A 26,471-nucleotide genomic window follows, 5' to 3' on the forward strand; every position below is an offset into this window, starting at 1 on the left:
CGGCGCGGCTTGACCGGGGCATGCTTTTCCAAAAGGTCAAAATTCCACGTGAATTTTGTTTCGGGCCGTGCCAGATTGCCCGGGAGCGGGAGGGGAATACACTCCTGGCTGACGTCGCATGCCTGCCGGTGAACCGGGCAGGCAAGCGGTGCGTAACGGAAAAAATAACCGACAGGGTGTGGATCACATGAAACGTATCGTTCTCGGCCTCCTGGCCGCAACCGCAATGGTTCTTCCGGCTTTCGCCGCGGATGTGCAGCCGGCCATCCTTTATGACCTCGGCGGCAAGTTCGACAAATCCTTCAACGAGGCTGCCTATCACGGCGCCGAGAAATTCAAGACCGAGACCGGAACCGCCTATGTCGAGTTCGAGGTCTCCAACGCTTCGCAGCGCGAGCAGGCGCTGCGCCGCTTCGCCGAGGACGGCCGCAACCCGATCGTCATGGCCGGCTTTGCCTGGGAGGATGCGCTCAAGGTGGTCGCCAAGGAATATCCTGACCTCAACTTCGCCATCATCGACGATGCCGTCGATCTGCCCAATGTCCGCTCGCTTGTCTTCAAGGAGAATGAAGGCTCCTATCTCGTCGGCATCCTGGCGGCTATGGCCTCGAAGACCAAGAAGGTCAGCTTTATCGGCGGCATGGACATCCCGCTGATCCGCAAGTTCGAATGCGGCTATGTCGGCGGCGCCAAGTCGGCGGGAGCGACCGACGTCATCCAGAACATGACCGGCGACACGCCGGCGGCCTGGAACGACCCGGCCAAGGGCGGCGAGATCGCCAAGACGCAGATCGACCAGGGCTCGGACGTGGTCTACGCGGCGGCCGGCGGTACCGGCGTCGGCGTGCTGCAGGCGGCGGCGGATGCCGGCAAGCTTGGCATCGGCGTCGATTCCAACCAGAACGGCCTGCAGCCAGGCAAGGTGCTGACCTCGATGATGAAGCGCGTCGACGTCGCCGTCTACACCGCCTTCATGGACGGCAAGAACGGCACCTTCAAGGGCGGCTTGCAAAATCTCGGCCTCAAGGAAGGCGGCGTCGACTACGCCCTGGACGACAACAACAAGGCGCTGGTGACCGACGAGATGAAGGCGGCGGTCGAAAAGGCCAAGGCCGACATCATCGCCGGCAAGCTCGAAGTGCACGACTACACCGCCGACAACGCCTGCCCGTACTGATCGGTAGGCACCAAGTTTCGAACCGCCGGGTGAAAGTCCGGCGGTTTTGTTTTTTGGAGGGATCTCGAAGGACGCTGAAGATTGGCGAAGGTCTCGGCGATATCCGATCTCCCCCCTTGCGGGGGAGATGCCTGGCAAGGCAGAGGGGGGTGCTGTCCCTCGGCCTAACAGCCAATTCACCGTTATTCGGAAGTCATTCAGGTTGGCGATCCTTCACACCCCCCTCTGGCCTGCCGGCCATTTCCCCCGCAAGGGGGGAGATGGCAGTTCCGGCGTTACGGGTCCTTGTTCGCAAGAATCTTATTTGATTGGCTCGCAGGTCAGGGCAGAAGCGCGCTACCCGTCGACCAAAGCCCAGCGAGATAGCCAAGCGCGAAAACCGCGATCAGCACGATGGCGACGATGGCCCCGCGCCGGCCGCCAAGCGAATGCACGCCGACGCCATGGGGACGGTGCTCCAGCTTGCTGATCACTGGCGTCGGCTTCGCCTTGTCCTGGCCAACCACACGCATCTGCGGCAGTTCGGCGATGCGTTGCGTCACCAGCGCCCAATGATTGGCGCCACTCGGCTTTTCGGCGCGGTCGAACATATGCATGCGTTCGGCAAGCTGCACCACCGCGTCGCGGAAGGCCGGGTCGATTTCCAGATCGCGCTCGGCCCGTTCGCGCTCCGCGTCGTTCATAAGGCCAAGCACATAGTCACCGGCCCTTGCGATGCGGTCGCTCATGATTGCGCCCTCCCCTTGTTCCTCACCAATGTGGCGGCTTGGTCACCGGCACGTCGGGAGCGGACTGCTCCTCCAGCGCCAGGAAACGGTCGGTCAGCGCGTCGAGCTTGCGCTGCATGCGCTCGATCACCTTCCACTGCTCGGCAATCTGGCCTGACAGTTCCTCGATGGTCTTCTCCTGCTCGGCGGCGCGAATTTCCAGCGTCGTCAGCCGGTCGGCGGGCATGGTCATTGGCAATCCCTGGCTTTCATCAAGATGCTGATTTCGGCTCGTCATATTAGCGAATATGAAGGCCACGGACACGTTGGAAATTGACAAGCGCACCGGGATTTGCCGAGAGTGGACGCCGCTCCGGCCGATTGGCATGGGCCGAGCGTCATGCTAGGCATTTTGACCAAGCGATAAAAAAATAAGAGTGGGACTGGCTGCATGGCGCAAGCCGCTATCGAACTGATTGGCATCAACAAGAGTTTTGGCGCCGTACGCGCCAACCGCGACATCAACCTGGAGATCGCGCGCGGCACCATCCACGGCATCGTCGGCGAAAACGGCGCCGGCAAATCGACGCTGATGTCGATCCTCTATGGCTTCTACCAGGCCGACAGTGGCGAGATCCACGTTGGCGGCAAACCGGCATCGATCAAGACGCCCAACGACGCCATCGCGCTCGGCATCGGCATGGTGCACCAGCATTTCATGCTGGTCGACAATTTCTCGGTGCTGGAAAACATCATCCTCGGCGCCGAAACCAACGCCTTGCTGAAGAGCAGCATCGCCAAGGCGCGTTCCGAGCTGGAGCGGCTCGAGCGCGAATACGGGCTAGAAGTCGATCCCGACGCCATCATCGAGGAATTGCCAGTCGGCCTGCAGCAGCGGGTCGAAATCCTCAAGGCGCTTTATCGCGGCGCCGATATCCTGATCCTCGACGAGCCGACGGGCGTGCTCACGCCGGCCGAGGCCGACCATCTCTTCCGTATCCTCAAGCAGTTGAAGGAACAGGGCAAGACGGTGGTGCTGATCACGCACAAGCTGCGCGAGATCATGGCCATCACCGACACGGTGTCGGTGATGCGCCAGGGCACGATGGTCGCGACCCGCGAGACCAAGAAAACCACCGTCGGGGAACTGGCCGAACTGATGGTCGGGCGGCGCGTGCTGCTCCGGGTCGAGAAGGGCGAGGCGGAAGCCGGCGGCGTCAAGCTCGCGGTCAAGAACCTGACGGTCAAGGATTCCCGCGGCGTCACCATGGTCGACGACATCTCCTTCAATGTGCGCGCCGGCGAAATCGTCGGCATCGCCGGTGTCGCCGGCAACGGACAATCCGAGCTGCTCGAGGCGATTTCCGGCATCAGGCGCGCCGTTTCAGGCTCCGTCATGCTCGACGGCAAGCCCATCGATCTCACCGGCAAGGCCGACCCTGGCGAATTGCGCGACCGCGGCCTCGCCCATGTGCCGGAGGATCGCCACCATGTCGGGCTGGTGCTGGCCTTTGAGGAGAACGAGAATTCAATCCTCGGCTATCACGACGATCCACGCTATCTCAAAGGGCCGTTCCTCAACGTCGAGGCCATTATGGCCGACGCCAAGGACAAGATCGAGAAATATGACATCCGCCCCGGCAATCCGCGCCTGAAGACCGCCAATTTCTCCGGCGGCAACCAGCAGAAGATCGTGCTCGCGCGGGAGATGGAACAGGACCCCGGTGTGCTGATCGTCGGCCAGCCGACGCGCGGCGTCGACGTCGGCGCCATCGAATTCATCCACAAGCGCCTGATCGCCATGCGCGACCAGGGCAAGGCCGTGCTGGTGGTGTCGGTCGAACTCGACGAGATCCGTTCGCTCTCCGACCGTATCCTGGTGATGTTTGCCGGCCGCATCGTCGGCGAGCGCGGCCCCGAGGCGACCGAAGGCGAGCTTGGCCTGCTGATGGCGGGCGTCGAGCGCCAGGAGGCTGCGGAATGAGCACGCCTTATGCCAAGCTGCCGGCCTGGGCCGACTACGGGCTGATCCCGCTGATCAACCTTGCGGTGGCTTTCATCGTCGCCGGCTTCGTCGTGCTTCTGGTCGGCGAAAATCCGTTCCGCGCCGCAATCATCCTGGTCGAGGGCGCCTTCGGCAAGGGAACGGGCATCGCCTTCACCCTCTTCTATGCCACCACATTCATCTTTACCGGGCTTTCGGTTGCGGTGGCGGCGCATTGTGGCCTGTTCAACATCGGCACCGAGGGGCAGGCCTATATCGCCGGCCTCGGCATCGCCATCGTCTGCCTGCCCTTGGACAGCGTGTTCCCGTGGTGGCTGACATTTCCGTTGGCGATCGTCGCTTCGGCGCTTGTGGGCGCGTTGTGGGCGCTGATTCCCGCCTATCTGCAGGCGAGGCGCGGGTCGCACATCGTCATCACCACCATCATGTTCAACTTCATCGCCGCCTCCGTCATGGTCTACCTGCTGGTCGGCCCCTTGAAGCCGGCCGCCTCGCAGGCCCCTCAGACGCGCAACTTCCTGCCCGGCGCCGAATTGCCGAAGCTCAATTGGATCATCGAATTGTTCGGCGCCAAGATCCGCTCGGCGCCGCTTAACGTCACCTTCCTGCTGGCGCTGGTCATGGCTTTCCTGGTCTGGCTGCTGATCTGGCGTACCAAGCTCGGCTACGAAATGCGCACCTATGGCCACAGCCCGAAGGCGGCGCGCTATGCCGGCATTTCGGAGACCCGCATCATCATCACCGCCATGATGATCTCGGGCGCGCTCGCCGGCATGATGGCGCTCAATCCGGTGATGGGCGACCAGCACAATGTCGCGATCGACTTCGTTTCCGGCGCCGGCTTCGTCGGCATCGCCGTGGCGCTGATGGGGCGCCTGCATCCGGTCGGCATCGTGCTGGCGGCGATCCTGTTCGGCATGCTCTACCAGGGCGGCGCCGAACTCGCCTTCGAGATGCCTGCGATCAGCCGCGACATGATCGTCATCATCCAGGGGTTGGTGATCCTGTTCGCTGGCGCGCTGGAGCACATGTTCAGGCCATACATCCAGGCGCTGTTCGCCTCGTTCAGTCCGGGATCGGTCGGGATGGAAGCGGTCAAGGGAAAGGGCGCCTGAGATGGATGTCTTTATCGCCATCGTGCAGATACTCGACTCGACCATCCGCCTGTCGGTGCCGCTGCTGCTCGCTTGCCTCGCCGGCCTTTATTCCGAGCGTGCCGGCATCTTCGACATCGGCCTCGAGGGCAAGATGCTGGTCGGCGCTTTCGCCGGCGCCGCCGCCGCTTCCGTGTTTCATTCGGCCCTTCTCGGCCTCGGCATGGCCATCCTGATCTCGGTCGCCTTCGCGCTGGTGCACGGCTTCGCCTCGATTACACACCGCGGCAACCAGATCGTCTCCGGCGTGGCCATCAATTTCATCGCCGCCGGATCGACCATCATCCTCGGCCAGGCCTGGTTCCAGCAAGGCGGGCGCACGCCGGCACTTGGACCTGGCGAGCGGTTCGACGCGATCATCTGGCCCGGCGCCGAGGCGGTTCGCGGTGTGCCGATCATCGGCCCAATCTACGCGGAACTGATCTCCGGCCATTCGATTCTTGTCTATCTTGCTTTCCTGATGGTGCCGTTCACCTGGTGGGTGCTGTTTCGCACCCGGTTTGGCCTCAGGCTGCGCGCGGTCGGCGAAAACCCGGCCGCCGTCGACACCGCCGGCATCTCGGTCGCCTGGCTGCGTTACCGCGCGCTGATCTGCACCGGCATCCTCACCGGCGTTGCCGGCGCCTACCTGTCGATGGTGCAGAATGGCGGCTTCGTGAAGGACATGACCGCCGGCAAGGGCTACATCGCGCTGGCCGCGCTGATCTTCGCCAAATGGAAGCCGGTCAATGCCATGTTCGCTTGCCTTTTGTTTGGCTTCCTCGACGCGGCGGCAATCCGTCTGCAGGGATCACCGCTGCCCTTGATTGGCAAGGTGCCGGTGCAGTTCATGCAGGCGCTGCCCTATATCCTCACCGTCATCCTGCTTGCCGGCTTCATCGGCAAGGCGATCCCGCCGCGCGCCGGCGGCGTGCCCTATGTCAAGGAACGCTGAGACCGCACCAGCCGGAAATCGCAGCGGTCGAAATCGGCACCGGCTTTTTGAACAAGATCATGGGAGAGAAGTACTGAAATGTCGCATGATCTGTTCGAGGCGGCCAGGGCCGCCATGGCCAAGGCCTATGCACCCTACTCGAAGTTTCCAGTGGGTGCTGCCTTGCGCACCGAGGACGGTCGCGTCTTCAGCGGCGCCAACATCGAGGTCGCCTCCTATCCCGAAGGCTGGTGCGCCGAGACCACCGCGCTTGGCCACTACATCATGGGCGGCGGCGGCAAGATCGTCGAAATCGCCGTCCTTGCCGAGCGCATGGCCAAATGCTCGCCTTGCGGCGGCTGCCGCCAGCGGCTAGCCGAATTCTGCCGACCGGAAACCAAACTCTATCTCTGCGACAATACCGGCGTCGCCGAGACCGTGACCATGGGCGACATGCTGCCCTACGGTTTTCGCGGCGATATTCTCAAGTGAAAGATCGGCTCCAATGAAGGGCAGGCTGGAATGACCGAAAAGGCCGTGGATCGTCTTATCGAAAAGCTGGACGGCTTGGCACCGACCACGGCGCTGGTGCTGGGTTCGGGCCTCGGTGGCCTGGTCGACCGGATCGAGCACCCGATCCGCGTCTCCTATGCCGACCTGCCCGGCTTCCCCAGAAGCGGCGTCAGCGGTCATGCCGGCGAAGTGGTGGCCGGGCTGTTTGCCGGCACGCCGGTGCTGATGCTGTCCGGCCGCGCTCACTATTACGAGCATGGCAACGCTGCGGCGATGCGGCCGGTGCTGGAAGTGCTTGCCGGCATCGGCATCACCAAACTGATCCTCACCAACGCCGCCGGCTCGGTCGATCCCGAGATGCTGCCGGGCTCGGTCATGCTGATATCGGACCACATCAACTTCTCCGGCACCAATCCTTTGATCGGCGAGCCGAGCGACCGCCGCTTCGTCGGTCTCACCGAAGCCTATGATGCCGGCATCCGCAAAGCGATTGAACAGGCCGCGAAGGCTACCGGCACGGCGCTGCACAAGGGCGTCTACATGTGGTTTTCCGGCCCGTGCTTCGAAACGCCGGCCGAGATCCGCATGGCGCGCATCATGGGCGCCAACGCCGTCGGCATGTCGACCGTGCCGGAGGTCATTCTCGCCCGTTTTCTTGGCCTGCGCGTCGCCGCCTGCTCGGTCATCACCAATCTGGCGGCCGGCATGACCGGAGCCGAGCTTTCGCACCAGGAGACCAAGGACATGGCGCCGGTCGGCGGGTCGCGGCTGGCGACGGTCCTGCAGCGTGTGTTCCGCGACGGACTGCTGGAGAACTGATGCTTCCGCAGGAAATCATCCGCCACAAGCGCGACGGCCAGAGGCTGCCGGCCCGTGAAATTGCCGCCTTCATGGACGGCGTGACGTCGGGCGCCGTCACCGATGGCCAGGTCGCGGCTTTCGCCATGGCGGTGTTCTTCAACGGCATGAACCGCGACGAGGCCGTGGCGTTGACGCTGGCCATGCGCGATTCCGGCGACGTGCTCGATTGGTCGGATCTGCCGGGCCCCGTCACCGACAAGCATTCGACCGGCGGCGTCGGCGACAATGTCTCGCTGATGCTGGCGCCGATCGTTGCCGCCTGTGGCGCCTATGTACCGATGATATCGGGTCGTGGCCTCGGCCATACCGGCGGCACGCTGGACAAGATGGATGCCATCCCCGGCTATGCCAGCCAGCCCGACATCGCGCTGTTTCGCAAGGCGGTGCTGGAAACGGGTTGCGCCATCATCGGCCAGACCGCCGATCTCGCGCCGGCCGACCGCCGGCTTTACGCCATTCGCGACGTCACCGGAACCGTGGAATCGGTGCCGCTGATCACCGCCTCGATCCTGTCGAAAAAGCTGGCCGCGGGCCTCGGCTCGCTGGTGCTCGACGTCAAGGTCGGCAACGGCGCCTTCATGGAGAAGTCGCGCGACGCGACGGCACTCGCCAACAGCCTGGTCGAGGTCGCCAGCGGCGCAGGACTGAAGGTCTCGGCCTTGATCACCGGCATGAACGAACCGCTGGCGTCCGCCGCCGGCAATGCCGTCGAGGTGCGCAACGCCGTCGATTTCCTGACCGGCCGTTTTCGCGACCGGCGGCTGGAGGATGTGACGCTGGCGCTGGCGGCCGAAATGCTGCAGTCGGCGGGACTGGTATCGTCCAACCAGGACGGCATGCGGCGCGCCACGGAGACGCTTGTCAGCGGCCGCGCCGCCGCCACCTTCGCGCGCATGGTGTCGGTGCTCGGCGGCCCCGCCGATTTCATCGAGAGGCCGGAAAAATACCTGGCCGAGGCAGCAACCGAATTTGCAGTCAAGGCAACGACCGGCGGCTTCGTCACCGGCATCGCCACCCGCGACATCGGCCTGGCGGTGGTTGGCCTTGGCGGCGGGCGCACGCGCCCCGACGACAAGATCGACCCGGCGGTCGGCATCACCAGGCTGCTGCCCATCGGCGCCGAGGTCGGTGCAGGCGAGCCGCTGGCGCTGGTGCATGCCCGCTCGCAGTCCGATGCCGAGGCCGCGGCCGCGGCCGTGCTTTCAGCCTACACGATCGGGGCTTCGAAACCGCCGGCGGACAAAACCGTCATGCGGCGGATTCTGGCGCGCGGTTGACCGGACGGAACTCTTCCTATTGAGCGAGCAGCAAGGTGCCGTTTTCGGCCTGGTATTTGCCAAGCCTGTTGAGGAAGCTCATGCCGATCAGGTTGGTGCGCAGCGCCTTGTCGTCGAGCACGATGGCCTGCACGTCATTGACGGTGATGCTGCCGATCTGCAGCCGATCGATCATCACCACCGCCGCCTTGATGGTGCCGTTGGCGGTGCTGACCTCACGGCTGAAATCGGATGGATTGAGCGACAGCCCGATCCTGCGCGCCGTCGACGTATTGACCGCAACCAGTGTCGCGCCCGTGTCGACCATGCCATCGACCTGACGGCCGTTGAGCTTGAAGGTCGATGAAAAGTGCCCGCGCTCGTCCGCCGCGACGACGACCTTGCGGCCGGCCGGTTTCGGCGCCACCGGCTTGTCGGGCACCGATGCCAGGTTGATGTCGGGCTGGGCCTGGGTCTCGGCGTCGGGCTTGGCCGTCACCGCCGATCTCAGAAGGTTTTCGAAGACCTGCGGATTTGACTGGTAGACAACCGGGATCGACGCCGATGTGCCGGCAAAGACGCTGAAGATGAGAAGTTTGCGCAGCATGGATCGGCCTTTGTGAGTACCGATCCTTTAGCGCCGGATGGTGTTTGCCGCTTTAACGGGCGCTAAAACCGCGCCGTTGCGTAAACATTTGGTAAATTATTTGGTCCCGTACATGCGGTCGCCGGCATCGCCGAGGCCGGGCATGATGTAGCCCTTCTCGTTGAGCTGGCGGTCGATGGACGCGGTGAAGACCGGAACGTCGGGATGCGCGGTGGTGAAGCGCTCGATGCCTTCGGGCGCCGCCAGCAGGCACAGGAAGCGGATGTTGGTGGCGCCGCGCTCTTTCAATTTGTCGATCGCCGCGATCGCCGAATTGGCTGTCGCCAGCATCGGATCGACGACGATCACAAGCCGGTCGGCCAGATCGCTCGGCGCCTTGAAGAAATACTCGACTGCCTCCAGCGTCTCGTGATCGCGGTAGAGGCCGACATGGGCGACGCGGGCTGCCGGCACCAGGTCGAGCAGGCCTTCCAGCAAGCCATTGCCGGCACGCAGCACCGAGGCGAAGACCAGCTTCTTGCCCTCGAGCGTCGGCGCTTCCATGGTCTCCATCGGCGTTTCGATCGTCGTCGTCGTCAGTTCGAGATTGCGGGTGACCTCGTAGCCGAGCAGCAGCGATATTTCGCGCAGCAACCGCCGGAAGCCGGCTGTCGAGGTCTCCTTCTTGCGCATGATGGTCAGCTTGTGCTGGACAAGCGGATGGTCGACGACGGTGACGCCCTTCATGATGTTCTCCTGATGCGTGTCGCCCTATGCGCACAGGCGCGGCAGGCAGCTCGGACGACCCTAGCGGCTATGCGCCGGCCAAGGAACCGCCTGGGCTCGGTGGACCACAGATTTCGCAGAAATCAGCGCGCCACCGCGTTCAACCGGGCAAGAAGCGCGGACTTGGTCTTGCGATCGACGAAAGCGGCCTCGATCGCCGTTCGGGTGACGGCGGCCAGCGCTTTCTCGCTCATCGCGAAATGTTCGGCGGCGATGTCGTATTCGCGCTTCAGCGAGGTCCAGAAATAGGGCGGGTCGTCGGAGTTGAGCGTCACCTTGCAGCCGGCGGCCTTGAGCGCCGGAAACGGATGATCGGCAAAGCTGTCGAACACTTTGAGCGCGATGTTGGAACTCGGGCAGCACTCCAAAACGACGCCTTCGTCCGCGATGCGCCGAACAAGATCCGGGTTTTCGATGGCGCGCACGCCATGGCCGATGCGCGAGGGACGGATATGGTCGAGCGCGGCCTGGACAGTCTCCCAGCCGGTCAGTTCGCCGGCATGGACGGTGATGCCGAGCCCGGCTTCGCGCGCGATCTCGAAAGCCCTGACATAGTCCTCCATGTCGCCCATGCGCTCATCGCCGGCGACACCGAAGCCGGTGACCAGCGGATGCCCGGAGCGCGCCGCGAAGCGCGCCGCCCGCTCGATCGATTCCACGCCGACATGACGCACGCCGGTGACGATCATGCGGCCCTCGATGCCTGTCTTGGCCTTGGCGCGCAGCATGCCTTCGCCGAGCGCGTCGGTATAGGCCTTGGGGGACAGCCCGGCTTTCTCCGCATGGTCCGGCGAGGTGAAGACCTCGGAATAGATGGCGCCGTCACGGGCCAGGCTGGTCAGATAATGGTCGGCCAGCCGCGCATAATCCTCCTCGGTCCGAAACAGGTCGGAGGAGAAGTCATACGCCGCGAGAAAGGACGTGAAATCATGCCAGACGAAGGACCCATTCTGGATATAGGGCGAGGTATCCTTGCCGTATTTCTGCGCCTGGCGGATGACGAGTTCGGGCGCCGCTGCCCCTTCGATATGGCAGTGCAGTTCCGCTTTCAAAGGCATTCAAACATCCCGTCGGTCAGTCCAGGTCTTGAAAACCAGCACCTGGAAGCGCGGCTGAACACCGCGCCTTAAACAATAGCGCCCGCACCATCGATCGGCTATGGTCCCGCCGGTTTTATGACGGATCAAAAAAATGTCAGTTGAGAGAACCACGGCCGCGGGCGGCATGGAAACCTCCTATGGTTTCAAGCGTGTAGGGGAAGGCGAAAAGCAGTCCCTGGTCAACGATGTTTTCCACAAGGTGGCCAACCGCTACGACCTGATGAACGATCTGATGTCGGGCGGCCTGCACCGGCTGTGGAAGGATGCCATGGTGACATGGCTGAACCCTCCGAAAAGAGTGGGCTGGAAGGTGCTCGACGTGGCCGGCGGCACCGGCGACATCGCGTTTCGCATCGTCGACGCAAGCCATGGCAACGCACATGCCACCGTGCTCGACATCAATGGCTCGATGCTCGCTGTCGGCCGCGACAGGGCGCAGAAGAAAGGCCTGTCCGGCAACACCGACTTCGTCGAGGCCAATGCCGAGGAACTGCCTTTCGCCGACGCCACTTTCGACGCCTACACCATCGCTTTCGGCATTCGCAACGTGCCGCATATCGACGTCGCTCTGGGTGAAGCGTTCCGCGTGCTGAAGCCGGGCGGCCGTTTCCTGTGCCTGGAATTTTCCGAGGTCGAGATGCCGCTGCTCGACCAGGTCTACGAAGCCTGGTCCTTCAACGCCATTCCCAAGATCGGCAAGATGGTCACCGGCGACGGCGAGCCTTATTCCTATCTGGTCGAATCGATCGCGAAATTCCCCAACCAGGCAAACTTTGCTTCCACGATCACCCACGCGGGCTTCGACCGCGTTTCCTTCCGCAATTATTCCGGCGGCATCGCGGCACTGCATTCGGGCTGGAAGCTTTGAGGTTCGACCGCATTTCCCGCTCCCGATATGGCTCCTGCCGGTTCTTTGAACCGGCCGGATGGATGCAGCCATGAGCAGCGTCGGCGCCGGTTTCAGGCTCGTGCGGGCCGGCTGGGTGCTGGTGCGCGAGGGCGTCGTCGCCGCCTTGCCGGGCGAGGAACTCTCAGGCCTGCCGAAACTCGGCTGGCGACTGGCGCGGCTGTTCACCCGCCGCCGCGCTCTGGCCTATGAGCGCAGCGATCGACTGGCCAAGGCAGTGGTCCGGCTCGGACCATCCTATGTCAAGCTCGGCCAATTCCTGGCGACACGGCCCGACGTCGTCGGCAACGACATGGCGCTCGATCTCGCCATGCTGCAGGACAAGATGCACACCTTCCCGAAGGTCGAGGCGGTCGCGGCCATCGAGGCTTCGCTCGGGCGCAAGATAGGCGATCTCTACACGCAATTCGGCGATCCGGTCGCCGCTGCCTCGATCGCCCAGGTCCATGCCGCTGAAACTGTCCAGGCTGGCGCCGTGACCAAGGTGGCGGTCAAGGTGATCCGGCCGGGCGTGCGCCGCCGCTTCTTCCAGGACCTCGAAAGCTATTTTCTAGCCGCGCGCCTGCAGGAGAAATACATCCCGTCGTCACGCCGGCTGCGGCCGGTGGAGGTGACCGAGACGCTGGCGCAGACCACCAGAATCGAGATGGATCTGCGCCTCGAGGCGGCGGCACTCTCGGAACTCGGCGAAAGCACCAGGAATGATCCTGGTTTTCGCGTGCCATCCGTCGACTGGGAGCGCACCGGCCGCGATGTGCTGACCATGGAGTGGGTCGACGGCGTCAAGATGAACGATATCGCAGGCCTTCAAGCGGCGGGCCACGATCTCAAGGCGATCGCCACCAATCTCATCCAGTCCTTCCTGCGCCATACGTTGCGCGACGGCTTCTTCCATGCCGATATGCATCCGGGCAATTTGTTCGTCGAGGCAAACGGCACCATCGTCGCCGTCGATCTCGGCATCGCCGGCCGGCTCGGCAAGAAGGAGCGCCGCTTTCTCGCGGAAATCCTCTACGGCTTCATCACGCGCGACTATCTGCGCGTTGCCGAAGTCCATTTCGAGGCTGGCTACGTTCCGCGCCAGCACAATGTCTCGGCCTTCGCGCAGGCGATCCGCGCTATCGGAGAGCCGATCCATGGCCAGCCGGCCGAAACGATTTCGATGGCCAAGCTTCTGACGCTGCTGTTCGAGGTGACCGAGCTCTTCGACATGGCGACACGGCCTGAACTGATCCTGCTGCAGAAAACCATGGTGGTGGTCGAGGGCGTGGCGCGCACGCTCGATCCGGGCTTCAACATGTGGAAGACGGCCGAACCGGTCGTCGGCGGCTGGATATCAGGCAATCTCGGCCCGCGTGGCCTGCTGGCCGATGCGCGCGACGGCGGCAAGGCGATGCTGGCGCTGTTTCGCCAGGTGCCTGAGCTTGCAGTGCGCACCGAGCGGCTGTCGCGCGAGATCGACCTGATGGCCGAGCACGGCCTGCGCTTCGACGAGAACACTGCCCGCGCGATCGGCAAGGCTGAAGCGCGCTACAGCCGCTCCGGCCGTATCGCGCTGTGGGTGATCGCGCTGACGCTGGTCTATATCGCCTGGAAGATCTTTTAGGCTCGGCTATCGGCATGGCGCCATAGCTTGCGAGCATTTGATTGCATTGATATCATTGCAATCGATCAATCTCGGCAAAGTGCAATCATATGGCTAGCATCACGATCCGCAATCTCGACGATGAGGTCAAGGAACTGCTGCGCCGACTCGCGGCGGAAAATAGCCGTTCCATGGAAGAACAGGCGCGGGTGATGATCCGGGCCGCTGTCGACCGCCAGATCGTGCCTGAAAAGACCCTGCACGAGCTGACCAGCGTGCACGGCACGGCGATCCCGGCTGCCGCCCCGGCAGGCAAGATGTCGCCGCGCGGCGCCCTTTCCGGCAAACGCATCCTGCTCATCATCGGCGGTGGCATCGCCGCCTATAAATCGCTCGATCTCATCCGCCGGCTGCGCGAGCGCGGTGCCGCGGTGCGCGTGGTCATGACATCGGCGGCGCAGGAATTCGTCACCACATTGTCGGTCGGCGCGCTCTCGGCCGATCATGTCTTCACCGAACTGTTCGACCGCAATGACGAGCACGATGTCGGCCACATCAGGCTGTCGCGCGAAGCCGACCTTTTGGTGGTCGCTCCCGCCACCGCCGACCTGATGGCAAAGCTCGCCAATGGCCATGCCAACGATCTTGCCTCGACAGTGCTCATCGCCACCGACAAGCCGGTGCTGATGGCGCCGGCCATGAACCCCAGGATGTGGTCACACCCCACCACCCGCCGCAATCGCGCGACGCTGGGCAAGGATGGCGTCGGCTTCGTCGGCCCGGCCAAAGGTGAGATGGCCGAAAGCAACGAGGCCGGCGAAGGCCGTATGGCCGAACCGCTGGAGATCGTGGCCGCCGTCGAGGCGCTGCTCGATGTCGGCCCCAAGCCGCTGGCGGGGCGCAAGATCATCGTCACCTCCGGCCCGACGCACGAGCCGATCGACCCGGTGCGCTATATCGCCAACCGTTCGTCCGGCAAGCAGGGCCACGCGATCGCCGCCGCATTGGCAAGGCTTGGCGCCGACGTGCGCCTCGTCTCCGGTCCTGTCGGCATCGCCGACCCCGCCGGCGTGACGACTATCCATGTCGAACGTGCACAGGAAATGCGTGAGGCGGTGGAACAACTCCTGCCCGCCGACGCGGCGGTGTTCGTAGCCGCCGTCGCCGACTGGCGCACGGAAAATTCGGCAGATGAAAAGATCAAGAAAGTGGCTGGCGAAGGGCCACCGTTACTGCGCATGGTCGAAAACCCCGACATCCTTGCAGGGGTCGGCCACCACAAGCAGCGGCCCCGCCTTGTCGTCGGCTTCGCGGCCGAGACCCAGGATCTCCTGCGCAACGCCGAAGCCAAGCTTTCGAAGAAGGGCGCCGATTTCATCGTCGCCAACGACGTGTCGCAGGAAAGCGGCATCGGCGCTTCGGGCGTGATGGGCGGTGATCGCAACCGGGTGCGGATCGTGTCCGAGGCCGGTGTCGAGGAATGGCCCGAGATGACCAAGGACGAGGTGGCGGCACGGCTCGCCGCCCTCATCGCCGAGCGGTTGAAAACGATCGTCGTGTAGGCGTTTCCAGGAAAAGTGTGAAACGGTTTTCCCGGAAAAGCGCGTAGCGCTTTCCCTTGGGAATCGCGTCAAAACAAGGGGTTACAGCAGTTCACCGGTACCGTGAACTGCTCCGTCAATTGGACAGGAGTTCCGCGGTTCGAGCCAGCTGCTGGGTTGCCGGGCAGATTCTCCGCCGCCGCGAAGGCAATCCAGGGCGATCCATGTGCCGGCCATGGCATCGCCGGACAAACGCCCTATATGCAAGGGATGAACAGGATTTTTTGCAGGAACGAGCGAATGTCAGCGCGTCGAACACCGGCGGCCGTTGCCGCGGTGCTACTGGCCGCTGTGGTCCTGGCGGGCTTTGGTCAATCTGCTTCCGCGCAGATCGTCATTCCCTCGGCCAACGGCAATGCCCAGATCCAGCAGAACGACCTGCAGGCCTTGCAGAACCGGGTTCAGCGCCAGCAATTCCAGCAGCAGCAGCAACAGTATCGTGCCCAGGACCGCGTGGTCGTCCAGCCGCCGCAGCCGGTCGTGCCGCGGGTCAAGCCGAGCTGTCAGACGCAGATAATTGGCAACACCGCCGTCAGCACCTGCCGCTGACAGGCGGCTACCTTCTTTTATTTAGCCGACTTACATGGTAGGGGCCTTCAAGTGCCCCTGCGGCAGTTTGGGTTTTGCAAAGATGCCGCATCACGCTATGGGGCACTGCACCGACTGGATTTTTACGAATGGCAGCCACCAAGAAAAAGGCCGTGCGCAAAGCCAAGAAAGGCGAGAGGATCCGCCAGGTGGCGGCTATCCCCTTTCGGCTGAACGCGCACGGCGACATCGAAGTGATGCTGGTCACGTCGAGAACGACGAGACGTTTCATCGTGCCCAAGGGCTGGCCTATGAAAGGCAAGAGCGGGCGCAAGGCGGCCACCATCGAGGCTGAAGAGGAAGCCGGCGTGCTCGGCAGGACGCTGAAGCAACCGGCGGGCCTCTATTCCTACTGGAAGCGGCTGGCCAGCCGTTTTGTCCGCGTCGACGTCATCGTCTATCTGCTTGAAGTGACGGAAGAGCTTGCCGACTGGCAGGAAGCCAAGCGGCGGCAGCGGGCCTGGCTGGCGCCGGCCGACGCAGCGATGCTCATCGATGAGCCCGATCTCTCGACGCTGGTGAAGACCTTGAAGCTTCCCGAGCCCCAGCCGGTCGACGCAGCCTGAGGCAGGGCCATGGGCAAGCGCACCATTGCCGAGGTCGTCGAAAGCGACGGCATCGCCGCCGCCCTGCCGGCGATCGGTGTCGACTATGCCCAGGGCTATGGGATCGCCATGCCGCAGCCCTTCGATGCCTGGGCGGCGCTGCTCGGCCCGAGAAGCGCTCCAGCCACAGCCGACACCGCCGATCCTTGGGCCGATCAGGCGCGCAAGCTGCGCCGCAGGCGGGCCAAGGTCTCCAATCCCGGTTTTAAGGCTGCCGCTCCAGCAGGACGGTCGGGGCGTCGTGATAGCTTGTCCGAACCACTTCCCGGTAGCCGCACTTCGTCGCGACGTTCAATGAGGCGGTATTCTCCGGATCGATGATGCAGACGGTTTTCGTGCGCCCGAATGTCTCTTCGCCCCATGAAAGCACGCGGCCGACGACCTCGGTGGCAAGGCCAGCGCCATGCACCGTCGGCGCCAGCGCCCAGCCGGCCTCCGGGATACCCTCTATCGATGGCTGGATATTGCGCTTCAGGTCGTGAAAACCGGCCTCGCCGACGAAGCGGCCCGTCGCCTTCTCCTCGATGGCCCAGAAGCCGTAGCCCAGCAGCGACCACAGGCCAGCGTGGCGCAGGAAGCGCATCCAGCTTTCCTCGCGCGTGCGTGGCTTGCCGCCGATGAAGCGGGTGACGACCGGATCGGCCCACATGTCGACATAGGCATCGAAATCGCCGAGCCGGTGCGCCCGCAGGATGGTTCGCTGCGTCTCGATGAACGGAACGCCGTGCGGATTGGTCATGATGATCTGCCTCGCTGGTCGTCAGCGCTTACCAAATCGCCGCTGCGGCGCAAGGGCCAGGGCGACACGCGCCATCATCCAGGGCGCCGTGGCGCTACACAAGCTCGCTCCGGGAATTTTATCCGGGAGTGTTATTTTCCCGGCAGGCAGATTCGAGCACCCTTTAGGCAATCTTTTCAGACGTGGACTGGGCCGTCGTCAAACCCAGGGGAACGAGCATGGACACCACCGACCTTGTGCTTGCCATCGTCCATCATCTGCTGGTGTTTTCCCTTGCAGGCATCATCGGCGCCGAGTTCGTTCTGATCCGCGGCGACCTCGCCGCCGCCACGCTCAAGCGGCTCGCTGGCATCGACCGCCACTATGGCATCATCGCCGCGCTTATCATCATCGTCGGCATCGGCCGTGTCTTCTGGAGCCTCAAGGGTTGGGAATTCTACGTCTACAACTGGATGTTCTGGGCCAAGATGGCGGCGTTTGGTGTTGTCGGCCTGCTGTCGATCATCCCGACCATCCGTTTCATCTCCTGGAACAGGCAGGCCAGCGCCAATCCAGCCTTCGCCGTGCCAGCAAGCGAACTGGCTTCGGTCAAGACCTATATCCGCGCCGAAGCCTTCGTCTTCCTGCTGATCCCGGTCTTCGCGGCGGCGATGGCGCGCGGCTACGGCTACTAACCAGCGGCAACCGTTTCGAGCGGAGCGATCGGCACCAGGGGGGCCGGAATGCCGGTCGTCTTCACCTCCGCCTTGCAGATGTCGGCGATGACGCAGGCCGGGCAATCCGGCTTGCGCGCCTTGCAGACATAGCGGCCATGCAGGATCAGCCAGTGATGCGCATGGCGCATGTATTCGTCCGGGATTATCCTTAACAGCCCCTGCTCGACCTGCTCCGGCGTCTTGCCGGGCGCCAGCCCGAGCCGGTTGCCGATCCGGAAAATATGCGTGTCGACCGCCATCGTATGCTGGCCGAAAGCCATGTTGAGCACGACATTGGCGGTCTTGCGTCCGACTCCGGGCAGCTTGACCAGCTCGTCGCGGTCGTCAGGCACCGCGCCGCCATGGTCGCGGATCAGCGCTTCGGACAGCGCGATGACGTTCTTGGCCTTGTTGCGCCACAGGCCGATGGTTCTGATGTGGTCGCCGACCTTGGCCTCACCCAGCGCCAACATCTTCTGCGGCGTATCGGCGGCCTTGAACAGGGCCCGTGTCGCCTTGTTGACGCCGGCATCCGTCGCCTGCGCCGACAGCACCACCGCGACCAGCAGCGTGAAGGCGTTGAGATGTTCGAGTTCGCCCTTCGGTTCCGGCCGCTGGACGGAAAAGCGCCGGAAGATCTCGTGCACTTCCGCCGGGCTGTAGCGCGACAAACCCCGTGCCGGACGTGGGCGTGGTTTGGCGTTCGAGCCGTCACGCCGGCCGGGCGCGAGTTCTTTTTTGGGCATGGAAGACTCTTTGGACTTGGGGCTCGCCATTCCCTTCCTATAATATCCAGTCATGAGCGACACAAACGCCTCATTCCAGGCCGACGAGCCATTCTTCCAGGCACTGCTGACCCCACACCGGTCGCTGGGCAGGACGGGTTTCTTCGTGCTGATGGGAGCGCTGCTGTTCGGCTGGCTGGTGACGGGCGCGTTTTTCCTGTCGCGCGGCGCCTGGCCGGTGTTCGGCTTCTTCGGCCTCGACGTGGTTGCCGTCTACGTCGCCTTTCGCGTCAACTATCGGGCTGCCCGCGCCCGCGAGGAGGTGTCGGTCTCCCGCACCAGCCTCGACATCCGCAAGACCGCACCCTCCGGAAAATCGGAAGCGCATCGCTTCAATCCGTTCTGGGCAAGGTTTTCGGTCGCCCGCCACGCCGAGATCGGGATCACCAGGATGACGGTCGAGGGGCAGGGCCAGAACGTACCAATCGGCGGCTTTCTCGATCCCGATTCCCGCGAGACTTTTGCGACCGCCTTTTCGCGGGCGCTGGCGACCGCCAAGACGCGCTAGAAGCAATTCCCGGAAAGTACGCAGCCCTTTCCTTGGGGAATTGCGGCAAACAAAGTTCTTCAGAACCTGTAGCGCAAAAGCCTGCCGATCTTGCGCAACGCGGGAATGTGCTTCCAAAGGCGAACGAACAGCTTGGCGGGCCAGCCCATGCGGGCGGCGTGTTCGGGCTTGTATGCTGGGATATCCTCGACGAACCGCAGCTTCGGAACCGCCAGTTCCAGCTCGTGCGGATCCTCGATCGCCCAATGGACCTCGGCGCCTGTCGCCCTGACCGCCGGATTGAGGCGAAGCAGCTTCAGGCCGAAACGGCTATAGGCGTCGAATATCAACTCGCCGCCGGCAAGATGGGAGACAAGCCTCGAAAGCAGGCGCGGCCCTTCTTCGGCCGGGAGATAGGGCGTCAGCCCCTCCGCCACGACGATGGCCGCGCGGTTGCGCGGCATTTCAGCCAGCCAATCGGGATGGGTCAGCGACGAACCGACCAAATGGTAGCGATCGCGTGGCGGGTAAAGTTTGCGCCTGAGTTCGATGGCCTCGGGATAATCGACGTCGAACCAGTCCACGCCTGATGGTGGATCGACCCGAAAGACACGCGTATCGAGCCCGCAACCCAGATGCAGCACGATGGCGCCGGGATTTCTGGCCAGAAAATCCTGCACGTGGACGTCCAGCGTCTTGGCCCGGATCGCCAGGCCGATGCCGAGATTGACGTCAACCTTGAGCCTGGCAAAATCATAGTCGATCTTGCCAACCGCCTCGTCGGCGAAATGGTCCTCCAGCAGCGAATTGGGCAACCGGCTCTCCAGCGCCTTGCCGTAGAGCGTCATCAACAAGGTTTCCCTTTCCCCGGTCAGATGCACTTTCTCGCCAGCCATCGGTGCCTCGTGGTTCGAAATTGCGTGTCTATCTGGGTATGCACCGCAAGAAGGCAAGTTTCGGGTGGCGATCGGCGCCCCAAGGGGCGATATTCCGGCTCAAGGAGATGCTTCCATGAGCACACACACAGCAGTCCTCGAGAAGGACATCACGCCGCAAGGCAGCGACTACGAGATTGTGCGCCGCGCCATCGAGAAGATCAGCCTCGACTACCGTGACCAGCCATCGCTGGAAGAACTGGCCNACGAGATTGTGCGCCGCGCCATCGAGAAGATCAGCCTCGACTACCGTGACCAGCCATCGCTGGAAGAACTGGCCGAGGAGGTCGGCGAAACACCGACCGGCCTGCAAAAACTCTTCACCCGCTGGGCCGGCCTGTCGCCCAAGGCGTTTCTCCAGGCAGTGACGCTGGACCATGCGCGCAGATTGCTCGATTCCGGCATGCCGCTGCTCGAAACCTCGTTTGAACTGGGCATGTCCGGCCCCGGCCGGCTGCATGACCTGTTCGTCACCCATGAGGCGATGTCGCCGGGCGACTACAAGACGCGCGGCGCGGGCCTCACCATTCGCTATGGCTACCACCCCTCGCCGTTCGGCACCGCCCTGATCATGGCCACCGACCGCGGGCTTGCCGGCCTTGCCTTCAGCGATCCGGGCGAGGAGCGCGCCGCCTTCGCCGACATGTCCAGCCGCTGGCCGAACGCCAACTATGTCGAGGACATGGCCGCGACCGGCCCCTACGCCGCGCGCATCTTCGACCCGACGCTGTGGCGTCCCGATCAGCCGCTGCATGTCGTCATGATCGGTACCGACTTCCAGGTTAGTGTCTGGGAGGCGCTGCTCAAGATCCCGATGGGCAAGGCTCGCACCTATTCCTCGATCGCCGCCAGCATAGGCGCGCCAAGCGCCAGCCGGGCGGTCGGCGCCGCCAACGGCGCCAATCCGCTCTCCTTCGTGGTTCCCTGCCACCGCGCCATCGGCAAGTCCGGCGACCTCACCGGCTATCACTGGGGCCTGACCCGCAAACGCGCCATCCTTGGATGGGAGGCCGGGCAAGTGTCGTCGTGAATATCGATTTTCCAGTTTCCGCCGTATAAATCTACATATCCTTATAAACGGAAAGTATCGACAATAATTCTGCGGCGTTTTTCTTCCTTACAACCTACGACAACCCAGGGTTTGCGCAACAGGTACTTCAAACAACTATTTTAGTTTACCCTAAATTAACCACGATAAAGCGATGATGACCTATATTAATTCGGGCAATCCGGCTTAGTAGGAGGTCTCGATGAAGTTGTTTCGTGTTGCCTTCGGTGCAGCCATGTTGGTCGTCTGTATGGACCAGGCGGCGTTGGCCACGACGCAGAATGTCATTTTCAACGGCACGATCACCGCGACCTGTACGCTGGTGGTCGCCACCAATGGCACGATGACGGTGAGCCCCGATCTCCAGTCGCTGAGCTCGCATAACAGCGGTGGCTCGGCGGGGACGGTCACGCTCACCACCACCGGAGGTGTGTCGCTGAGCGTCGACCCGGTCACCATCACCACAGTGCCGGCCGCCGACACCACGGCCATCACCTGGACGCCAACCTATTCGGCGAGCGGTGCCCATACGATAGCGGAGACGGGCTCGGCCACCAGCCTGACCGCCCCCGGTGCCGATCTCGTCACGGTCCACCTCGCCGGCACCAAGGGCGGCAGCAACCGCTTCGCCTCTGGAAGCTATCAGGCAACGGTGACGGTGCGCTGCGAATAGCCCTCGGGAAGGAGGCATCCTTGACCTTTTCTGGAACCTTGGCGACGGCGCTGGCCGTCGGCCTGATCCCTGTTGCCGCGGCGGCTCAGTCGATGTCGCCGATGCGCGGGGAGGTCAACAGTTTCACTGACGTCTTCGCGGTCCGCGTCTTCCCGGCCAATCCCTACGACCAGAAGATCAAGATCGAAGTCCACGTCTACGATCAGGATTTTCAGCCGGTGGAGGCCAAAATCTCTCCCAGTGTCTTCCAACTGGCTTCGCAGGCTTCCCGTCCCGTCCTTGTGGTCGTCCCCTTCGACGGCGCCCCCGACCGTAAAGTGCGTATCTGTACCGAAAGCATTCCCTTTCCCAATCAGCAGACCCAGATAAAGGCACAGATATGCGGAAAGTTCTTTGGACATCGCAAGTCCTGACGCTGGCACTCGCGGTTGCCTCGGCAAGCGCCGCGCCTGCTCTGGCCGAGGATGTCTACAACCTCAACCAGAACGAGAGCGGCTTCAACCTGCCCGGCGTCACCTTGCCCCAGGGCCAGGACGAGGTTCATGCCGCTGACGGCACCACTTGCCGCTCGGCGGTTTCGGGAAGCGGCGCCTATCTCGATCTCGGCGTCATCAGAGGCAACAGCCAGTCGAACAATGACGTCGCCACCTATGGCCGGGTCGTGATCCCGATCGGCCGGACGCCGAAGCGTCTCGACTGCAGCCGGCTCTATGAACTCGAGGTGCAGCGCCTGCAAATGGAACTGAAGCTGTTGAAGATGGGCGTCAATGTCGACGGCGGCCAGACGGCGAGTGTGGCCGCCGCCGCGCCCACGGCCGCGTCCCCTGGGTGGGCCAATGAAGGCTGGAGCATCAGGACCGGAAATGGCGATGGCAGGAAAAAGAAGAAAAAATAACCGCGCGCTGCTGGCGATGGCACTTGCCGGCTTCTGCCTTCCGGCGCGGGCGGCTATCATTGGCACTTGCACCATCATGGTCGGGGCATCGGGGACGATGACCGCCAATCCGGCCATCGGCATACTGAGTTCCAAGCAGGCAGGCGGATCGAGCGCGAGCGCCACCATCGTGGCAAGCTCCTTGCTGTGCTCCCTGTTCAATCTGCTGGACTGCTATTCCGTTTCGGCCCCGGCGCCTGCCGCATTCTCGTCCGCGCCGAGCGGCGGCGGCACCAACGTGACCTTCGCCTCGGTCTTCCGCCTGGATGGTGCTGGGGTCGACAACCCCGGCAGCGTGCCGCAGAGGGTCGCCAACGGAACGCACGGCTTGCAAGTCGACCTTACCGCCACCAAGTCGAGTGGAATCTTTCCTGCCGGCAGCTATCAGGGTACGGTCACCGTGCGCTGCGAATAGGCTCCGGCAGGACAAATCCGGCTGGACCACTCGCGTGGTCTGGCAAGCCGCGGCCTTACAGGCTAGCTTCCCGCGCGATTGGGGCGACGTGCGTCGGCAGGATGCAGACGACGCTCCGGCATCTTGAATTTGTACCGGCAGGAGGCCTTGCTTGATTATCGTTGTCGGCTCGATCAACCTCGATCTTATCGCCAATGTCGACCGATTGCCGAGCCCTGGCGAGACGGTGAGCGGCTCGAGTTTCGCCACTGCGCCCGGCGGCAAGGGCGCCAACCAGGCGCTGGCCGCCGCGCGCGCCGGTGGCCAAGTGCGCATGGTGGGCGCGGTTGGCAAGGACAGCTTCGCCGCGGAGGCGCTGGCACTATTGCGCGACGGCAAGGTCGACCTGTCCGGCGTCGCCGAAACCTTTGCCTCGACGGGGACCGCGCTGATCATGGTCGGCGACGACGGCGAGAACATCATCGCCGTGGTGCCGGGCGCCAACGCTTCGGTCCTGCCCGGCGACCTCTCCAAGGCCTTTCTGAAAAAGGGCGATATCGTGCTTTTGCAGCACGAGATCCCGCTGGCGACCGTGGATGCGGCACTCGACCAGGCCAGGGCGGCCGGCGCCATCACCGTGCTCAACACGGCGCCCTTCCAGGGCGAAGCAGCGGCTTTCCTCGGCAAGGCCGCCTATGTGATCGCCAACGAGACCGAGTTCGACCTCTATGGCGAAGCGTTGAAGCTGAGCGGCCGCGACCGGGCGGCGCGCATGCGCGACTTCGCGGCGAAAACCGGCCGCACCATCGTCGTCACACTCGGCGGCGACGGCGTCATGGCGGCAACGCCAACCGACTTCCTGACCGTTCCGGCCATGAAGATCACGCCTGTCGATACGGTCGGCGCCGGCGACACGTTTTGCGGTTACTTCGCCGCTGGCCTGTCGTCCGGTCTCGCGCTCGAGGAGGCACTGGCACGCGCCGGTGCGGCCGGCTCGCTGGCCTGCTTGAAGCCCGGCGCCCAGCCGTCAATCCCTCGGGCTGGGGATGTCGATCAGGCTTTGCAGGAAAAGCGCTGAGATGCTGCGCCCCAAAACGAAACATGCCGTGCCGCCGGCCGGCGATATCTGCCGCCTGTCGGCGATCGACTTGGCAGCCGCGATCCGGCACAAGAAACTGTCCGTGCGCGAGGTGGCGACGGCCTTCCTCGACCGCATCGAAACGGTCAATCCGCTGGTCAACGCCATCGTCTCCTTGCGCGACCGTGGCGATATCCTGCGCGAGGCCGATGCGGCCGATAGCCGCCGGGAGGACGAAACCGGCCCGCTCTTCGGCCTGCCGATCGCCATCAAGGACCTCGCCTCGACCACCGGCCTCAGAACCTCATTCGGCTCGCCGATCTTCGCCGATTTCGTGCCCCAGGAAGATGATTTCTTCGTCGAAAGCATTCGCGATGCCGGCGCCATCATCATCGGCAAGACCAATGTCCCCGAATTCGGGCTCGGCTCGAACACCTACAACCCCGTATTCGGGCCGACGCTGAACGCGTTCGATCCGGCGCTCACCGCCGGCGGATCGAGCGGCGGCGCGGCGGTGGCGCTGGCGCTCGACATGGTGCCCGTCGCCGACGGCAGCGATTTCGGCGGCTCGCTGCGCAATCCGGCGGCCTGGAACAACGTCTACGGCTTCCGCCCGTCGCAGGGGCTTGTCCCCGGCGGGCCGGACCTCGAGGTCTTCCACGCACAGATGGGCGTTGACGGGCCGATGGGCCGCAATGTCGCCGACATGGCGCTGCTGCTCGACGTGCAGGCGGGCTACCACCCGCAAGTACCCCTGTCCTATGAGAAGGCAGGCTCGTTCCTCGAAGGGCTTGGAACGCCGGCGAAAGGCGGCCGCGTCGCCTGGTTCGGCGATCTCGGCGGCCATCTGCCGGTTGAGCCCGGCATCCTCGACCTCTGCGAGGCGGCACTGGGCCGGTTGGCGGAAGCATCCTTCCTGGCCGACCCCTTCAAGCCGGATTTCGATTTGGAGGGGCTGTGGCAGGCCTTCGTGACGCTGCGCCAGGCCAGCAGCGGCTGCGCGCTCAAAACCCACTATGACCACCCTTCCAGGCGCGGCCTGCTGAAGCCGGAAGCCGTCTGGGAGGTGGAAAACGCAATGCGGCTGACGGCACCGCAGATCCGCGCGGCATCGGTCATCCGCACGTCCTGGTATCGGATGCTGCTGTCGATCTTCGACCGCTTCGACCTCATCGCGCTGCCGACCGCGCAGGTCTTTCCCTTCGACGTCGGCACGCACTGGCCGTGCGAGGTCGCCGGCCGGGCGATGGACAGCTATCATCGCTGGATGCAGGTTTCGGCCTTCGCCACGCTGGGCGGCTGCCCTGCGGTCAACGTGCCCATTGGCTTCGACGACAAGGGCCGACCAATGGGCATGCAGCTGATCGGCCGGCCGCGCGGCGACCTCGCTGTGCTCCAGGCGGCGGCGGCCTATGAGGCGATACTGCCCTGGCAGGCCGGCGCCTGACCCGGGCGCATCGGCGTCTAGCGACGCCTCGCGCGCCGGCTTGCATCGCTATCGCCGCCATGCATTGATTGCCACCAGCCGCACCGCATCGGCGGCATTCCAAGGGAAAAAATCCATGTCGCTGGAACTCTACGCCGCCTATGTCCTCGCCTGCATCGTGATCATCCTTGTGCCCGGTCCGACCGTCACGTTGATCATCGCAAACAGCATCCGCCACGGCTCCCGCGCGGGCCTTGCCAATGTCGCCGGCACGCAGGCCGGGCTTGCCATCATGATCGCCATCGTCGGCATCGGCCTCAACACGCTGATCGCGGGCATGGGCCACTGGTTCGAATGGATCAGGCTGATCGGCGCCGCCTACCTGATCTGGATGGGCGTGCAGATGCTCCGCTCCAAGGGCACGCTGAACGCCGACGGAACGGCGCGAAAGCCGCGCGGCGGCTTCTTCCTGCAGGGCCTGCTGGTGGCGCTGAGCAATCCCAAGACGCTGGTGTTCTTCGGCGCTTTCTTCCCGCAGTTCATCGCCCCGCAAGGCAATTATTCGCTGCAGATCGTCGTCATGGGCCTCACCGCCATGATCTTCGCCGCCTTCTCGGATTCGTCCTATGCGCTCGCCGCCGGCCGCGCCGGGCGCCTGCTGTCGGCCAGCCGTATCAAGCTCATGTCCAGGATCAGCGGCAGCTTCCTGGTCGGCGGCGGCCTGTGGCTGGCATTTTCACGGTCGAAGTGAAGCGGAACCTTGCCTCCTTCTCCCCTTGCGGGAGAAGGTGGATCGGCGCGTCAGCGCCGAGACGGTTGAGGGGTGTTCCAGCGGAGTGAGACGTTGGTGTTGCCTGGAGCACCCCTTGTGTCTCTCGAATCATGCATGATCGGGCTGACGGGTGACCCGGGTCATGACCGGATCACCCGTTG

The 26,471-nt window shown here is 63.8% G+C and carries 30 protein-coding genes; 22 read left to right on the forward strand and 8 right to left on the reverse strand.

Annotated elements, in window-relative coordinates; genetic code table 11:
* The first annotated feature begins 187 nt into the window (after positions 1-187).
* Positions 188-1,177, forward strand: a complete 990-nt coding sequence (locus tag X743_RS141030) for a BMP family ABC transporter substrate-binding protein (RefSeq protein ID WP_013893047.1) — start codon at positions 188-190, stop codon at positions 1,175-1,177.
* A 320-nt stretch (positions 1,178-1,497) separates the two neighbouring features.
* On the opposite strand, the gene X743_RS141025 is transcribed toward X743_RS141030, so the two are convergent.
* Both X743_RS141025 and X743_RS141020 read right to left on the reverse strand, forming a co-directional pair.
* Complete coding sequence (locus X743_RS141025) at positions 1,498-1,905, reverse strand: hypothetical protein (protein ID WP_023768767.1); 408 nt, start codon at positions 1,903-1,905, stop codon at positions 1,498-1,500.
* A gap of 22 nt (positions 1,906-1,927) precedes the next feature.
* Positions 1,928-2,137, reverse strand: coding sequence for a SlyX family protein (locus X743_RS141020; RefSeq protein WP_013893045.1), 210 nt, complete (start codon positions 2,135-2,137; stop codon positions 1,928-1,930).
* A 198-nt stretch (positions 2,138-2,335) separates the two neighbouring features.
* Here X743_RS141020 and X743_RS141015 point away from each other — a divergent pair, with 198 nt between their 5' ends.
* The 6 genes from X743_RS141015 (at position 2,336) to deoA (ending at position 8,607) form a co-directional block, all read left to right on the forward strand.
* Positions 2,336-3,868, forward strand: coding sequence for an ABC transporter ATP-binding protein (locus tag X743_RS141015; protein ID WP_023768769.1), 1,533 nt, complete (start codon positions 2,336-2,338; stop codon positions 3,866-3,868).
* The gene (locus X743_RS141010) at positions 3,865-5,004 is read left to right on the forward strand and encodes an ABC transporter permease (RefSeq protein WP_023768770.1); all 1,140 of its coding nucleotides are present in this window, start codon (positions 3,865-3,867) and stop codon (positions 5,002-5,004) included. Before X743_RS141015 ends, X743_RS141010 begins: the two co-directional genes overlap by 4 nt.
* Before the next feature lies 1 nt (position 5,005).
* Entirely contained in the window at positions 5,006-5,977 is a 972-nt protein-coding gene (locus X743_RS141005; RefSeq protein WP_013893042.1) for an ABC transporter permease, read from the forward strand.
* Positions 5,978-6,055: 78 nt separating this feature from the next.
* Positions 6,056-6,448, forward strand: coding sequence for a cytidine deaminase (cdd, locus tag X743_RS141000; protein ID WP_013893041.1), 393 nt, complete (start codon positions 6,056-6,058; stop codon positions 6,446-6,448).
* Positions 6,449-6,478: 30 nt separating this feature from the next.
* Complete coding sequence (locus tag X743_RS140995) at positions 6,479-7,288, forward strand: purine-nucleoside phosphorylase (RefSeq protein WP_023768771.1); 810 nt, start codon at positions 6,479-6,481, stop codon at positions 7,286-7,288.
* The gene (deoA, locus tag X743_RS140990) at positions 7,288-8,607 is read left to right on the forward strand and encodes a thymidine phosphorylase (RefSeq protein ID WP_023768772.1); all 1,320 of its coding nucleotides are present in this window, start codon (positions 7,288-7,290) and stop codon (positions 8,605-8,607) included. Before X743_RS140995 ends, deoA begins: the two co-directional genes overlap by 1 nt.
* A gap of 16 nt (positions 8,608-8,623) precedes the next feature.
* Here deoA and X743_RS140985 read toward each other — a convergent pair whose 3' ends face one another.
* The 3 genes from X743_RS140985 to X743_RS140975 form a co-directional block, all read right to left on the reverse strand.
* Positions 8,624-9,193 carry a TIGR02281 family clan AA aspartic protease gene (locus X743_RS140985; RefSeq protein WP_023768773.1) on the reverse strand — a complete coding sequence of 190 codons (570 nt, stop codon included), beginning with the start codon at positions 9,191-9,193 and terminating at the stop codon, positions 8,624-8,626.
* Positions 9,194-9,289: 96 nt separating this feature from the next.
* On the reverse strand, positions 9,290-9,919 hold the full coding sequence (upp, locus tag X743_RS140980) for a uracil phosphoribosyltransferase (protein WP_013893037.1): 630 nt from the start codon (positions 9,917-9,919) through the stop codon (positions 9,290-9,292).
* 122 nt (positions 9,920-10,041) lie between these two features.
* Entirely contained in the window at positions 10,042-11,016 is a 975-nt protein-coding gene (locus tag X743_RS140975) for an adenosine deaminase (protein ID WP_023768774.1), read from the reverse strand.
* 133 nt (positions 11,017-11,149) lie between these two features.
* Between X743_RS140975 and ubiE the strand changes: the two genes are divergently transcribed.
* From ubiE to X743_RS140950, 5 genes are all read left to right on the forward strand, one after another.
* Positions 11,150-11,926: a bifunctional demethylmenaquinone methyltransferase/2-methoxy-6-polyprenyl-1,4-benzoquinol methylase UbiE gene (ubiE, locus tag X743_RS140970; protein WP_023768775.1), complete on the forward strand. Its 777-nt coding sequence runs from the start codon at positions 11,150-11,152 to the stop codon at positions 11,924-11,926.
* A 70-nt stretch (positions 11,927-11,996) separates the two neighbouring features.
* Positions 11,997-13,571, forward strand: a complete 1,575-nt coding sequence (gene ubiB / locus X743_RS140965) for a 2-polyprenylphenol 6-hydroxylase (RefSeq protein WP_023768776.1) — start codon at positions 11,997-11,999, stop codon at positions 13,569-13,571.
* Positions 13,572-13,660: 89 nt separating this feature from the next.
* A complete protein-coding gene (coaBC, locus tag X743_RS140960) occupies positions 13,661-15,112 on the forward strand; it encodes a bifunctional phosphopantothenoylcysteine decarboxylase/phosphopantothenate--cysteine ligase CoaBC (protein WP_023768777.1) in 1,452 nt (483 codons plus the stop codon).
* Positions 15,113-15,391: 279 nt separating this feature from the next.
* The gene (locus tag X743_RS140955; RefSeq protein WP_023768778.1) at positions 15,392-15,700 is read left to right on the forward strand and encodes a hypothetical protein; all 309 of its coding nucleotides are present in this window, start codon (positions 15,392-15,394) and stop codon (positions 15,698-15,700) included.
* A gap of 128 nt (positions 15,701-15,828) precedes the next feature.
* Positions 15,829-16,305 carry an NUDIX hydrolase gene (locus X743_RS140950; RefSeq protein WP_023768779.1) on the forward strand — a complete coding sequence of 159 codons (477 nt, stop codon included), beginning with the start codon at positions 15,829-15,831 and terminating at the stop codon, positions 16,303-16,305.
* Between the two features lie 244 nt (positions 16,306-16,549).
* Here the strand turns inward: X743_RS140950 and X743_RS140945 are convergent, their stop codons facing one another.
* Positions 16,550-17,083 carry a GNAT family N-acetyltransferase gene (locus tag X743_RS140945; RefSeq protein WP_023768780.1) on the reverse strand — a complete coding sequence of 178 codons (534 nt, stop codon included), beginning with the start codon at positions 17,081-17,083 and terminating at the stop codon, positions 16,550-16,552.
* 218 nt (positions 17,084-17,301) lie between these two features.
* Here X743_RS140945 and X743_RS140940 point away from each other — a divergent pair, with 218 nt between their 5' ends.
* Complete coding sequence (locus tag X743_RS140940) at positions 17,302-17,757, forward strand: DUF2214 family protein (RefSeq protein ID WP_023768781.1); 456 nt, start codon at positions 17,302-17,304, stop codon at positions 17,755-17,757.
* Here X743_RS140940 and nth read toward each other — a convergent pair.
* Entirely contained in the window at positions 17,754-18,554 is an 801-nt protein-coding gene (gene nth, locus X743_RS140935) for an endonuclease III (protein ID WP_023768782.1), read from the reverse strand. The two genes, X743_RS140940 and nth, sit on opposite strands and share 4 nt — an antisense overlap.
* 22 nt (positions 18,555-18,576) lie before the next feature.
* On the opposite strand from nth, the gene X743_RS140930 reads away from it, so the two are divergent.
* Positions 18,577-19,071, forward strand: coding sequence for a DUF2244 domain-containing protein (locus X743_RS140930; RefSeq protein WP_023768783.1), 495 nt, complete (start codon positions 18,577-18,579; stop codon positions 19,069-19,071).
* A gap of 59 nt (positions 19,072-19,130) precedes the next feature.
* Here X743_RS140930 and X743_RS140925 read toward each other — a convergent pair whose 3' ends face one another.
* Positions 19,131-19,946 (reverse strand): class I SAM-dependent methyltransferase, encoded by an 816-nt coding sequence (locus X743_RS140925; protein WP_023768784.1) that lies wholly within the window; start codon positions 19,944-19,946, stop codon positions 19,131-19,133.
* Between the two features lie 115 nt (positions 19,947-20,061).
* Between X743_RS140925 and X743_RS140920 the strand changes: the two genes are divergently transcribed.
* The 8 genes from X743_RS140920 to X743_RS140885 all read left to right on the forward strand — a co-directional run bounded on the left by X743_RS140920 (position 20,062) and on the right by X743_RS140885 (position 26,289).
* Positions 20,062-21,015 (forward strand): bifunctional helix-turn-helix domain-containing protein/methylated-DNA--[protein]-cysteine S-methyltransferase, encoded by a 954-nt coding sequence (locus X743_RS140920; protein WP_023768785.1) that lies wholly within the window; start codon positions 20,062-20,064, stop codon positions 21,013-21,015.
* Between the two features lie 220 nt (positions 21,016-21,235).
* Positions 21,236-21,706: a hypothetical protein gene (locus tag X743_RS140915; RefSeq protein WP_023768786.1), complete on the forward strand. Its 471-nt coding sequence runs from the start codon at positions 21,236-21,238 to the stop codon at positions 21,704-21,706.
* Between the two features lie 20 nt (positions 21,707-21,726).
* Positions 21,727-22,119 carry a hypothetical protein gene (locus X743_RS140910; RefSeq protein ID WP_023768787.1) on the forward strand — a complete coding sequence of 131 codons (393 nt, stop codon included), beginning with the start codon at positions 21,727-21,729 and terminating at the stop codon, positions 22,117-22,119.
* Positions 22,086-22,601, forward strand: a complete 516-nt coding sequence (locus tag X743_RS140905) for a hypothetical protein (RefSeq protein ID WP_023768788.1) — start codon at positions 22,086-22,088, stop codon at positions 22,599-22,601. Before X743_RS140910 ends, X743_RS140905 begins: the two co-directional genes overlap by 34 nt.
* Entirely contained in the window at positions 22,576-23,055 is a 480-nt protein-coding gene (locus X743_RS140900) for a hypothetical protein (protein ID WP_023768789.1), read from the forward strand. The genes X743_RS140905 and X743_RS140900 overlap by 26 nt, the downstream gene beginning before the upstream one ends.
* 151 nt (positions 23,056-23,206) lie before the next feature.
* Entirely contained in the window at positions 23,207-24,112 is a 906-nt protein-coding gene (locus X743_RS140895) for a ribokinase (protein ID WP_023768790.1), read from the forward strand.
* Position 24,113: 1 nt separating this feature from the next.
* The gene (locus X743_RS140890; RefSeq protein WP_023768791.1) at positions 24,114-25,559 is read left to right on the forward strand and encodes an amidase; all 1,446 of its coding nucleotides are present in this window, start codon (positions 24,114-24,116) and stop codon (positions 25,557-25,559) included.
* Between the two features lie 115 nt (positions 25,560-25,674).
* Positions 25,675-26,289, forward strand: coding sequence for a LysE family translocator (locus tag X743_RS140885; RefSeq protein WP_023768792.1), 615 nt, complete (start codon positions 25,675-25,677; stop codon positions 26,287-26,289).
* Positions 26,290-26,471: the final 182 nt, after the last annotated feature.

The sequence above is a fragment of the Mesorhizobium sp. LNHC232B00 genome, from assembly GCF_000502435.1.
Taxonomy (GTDB): Bacteria; Pseudomonadota; Alphaproteobacteria; order Rhizobiales; family Rhizobiaceae; genus Mesorhizobium; species Mesorhizobium opportunistum.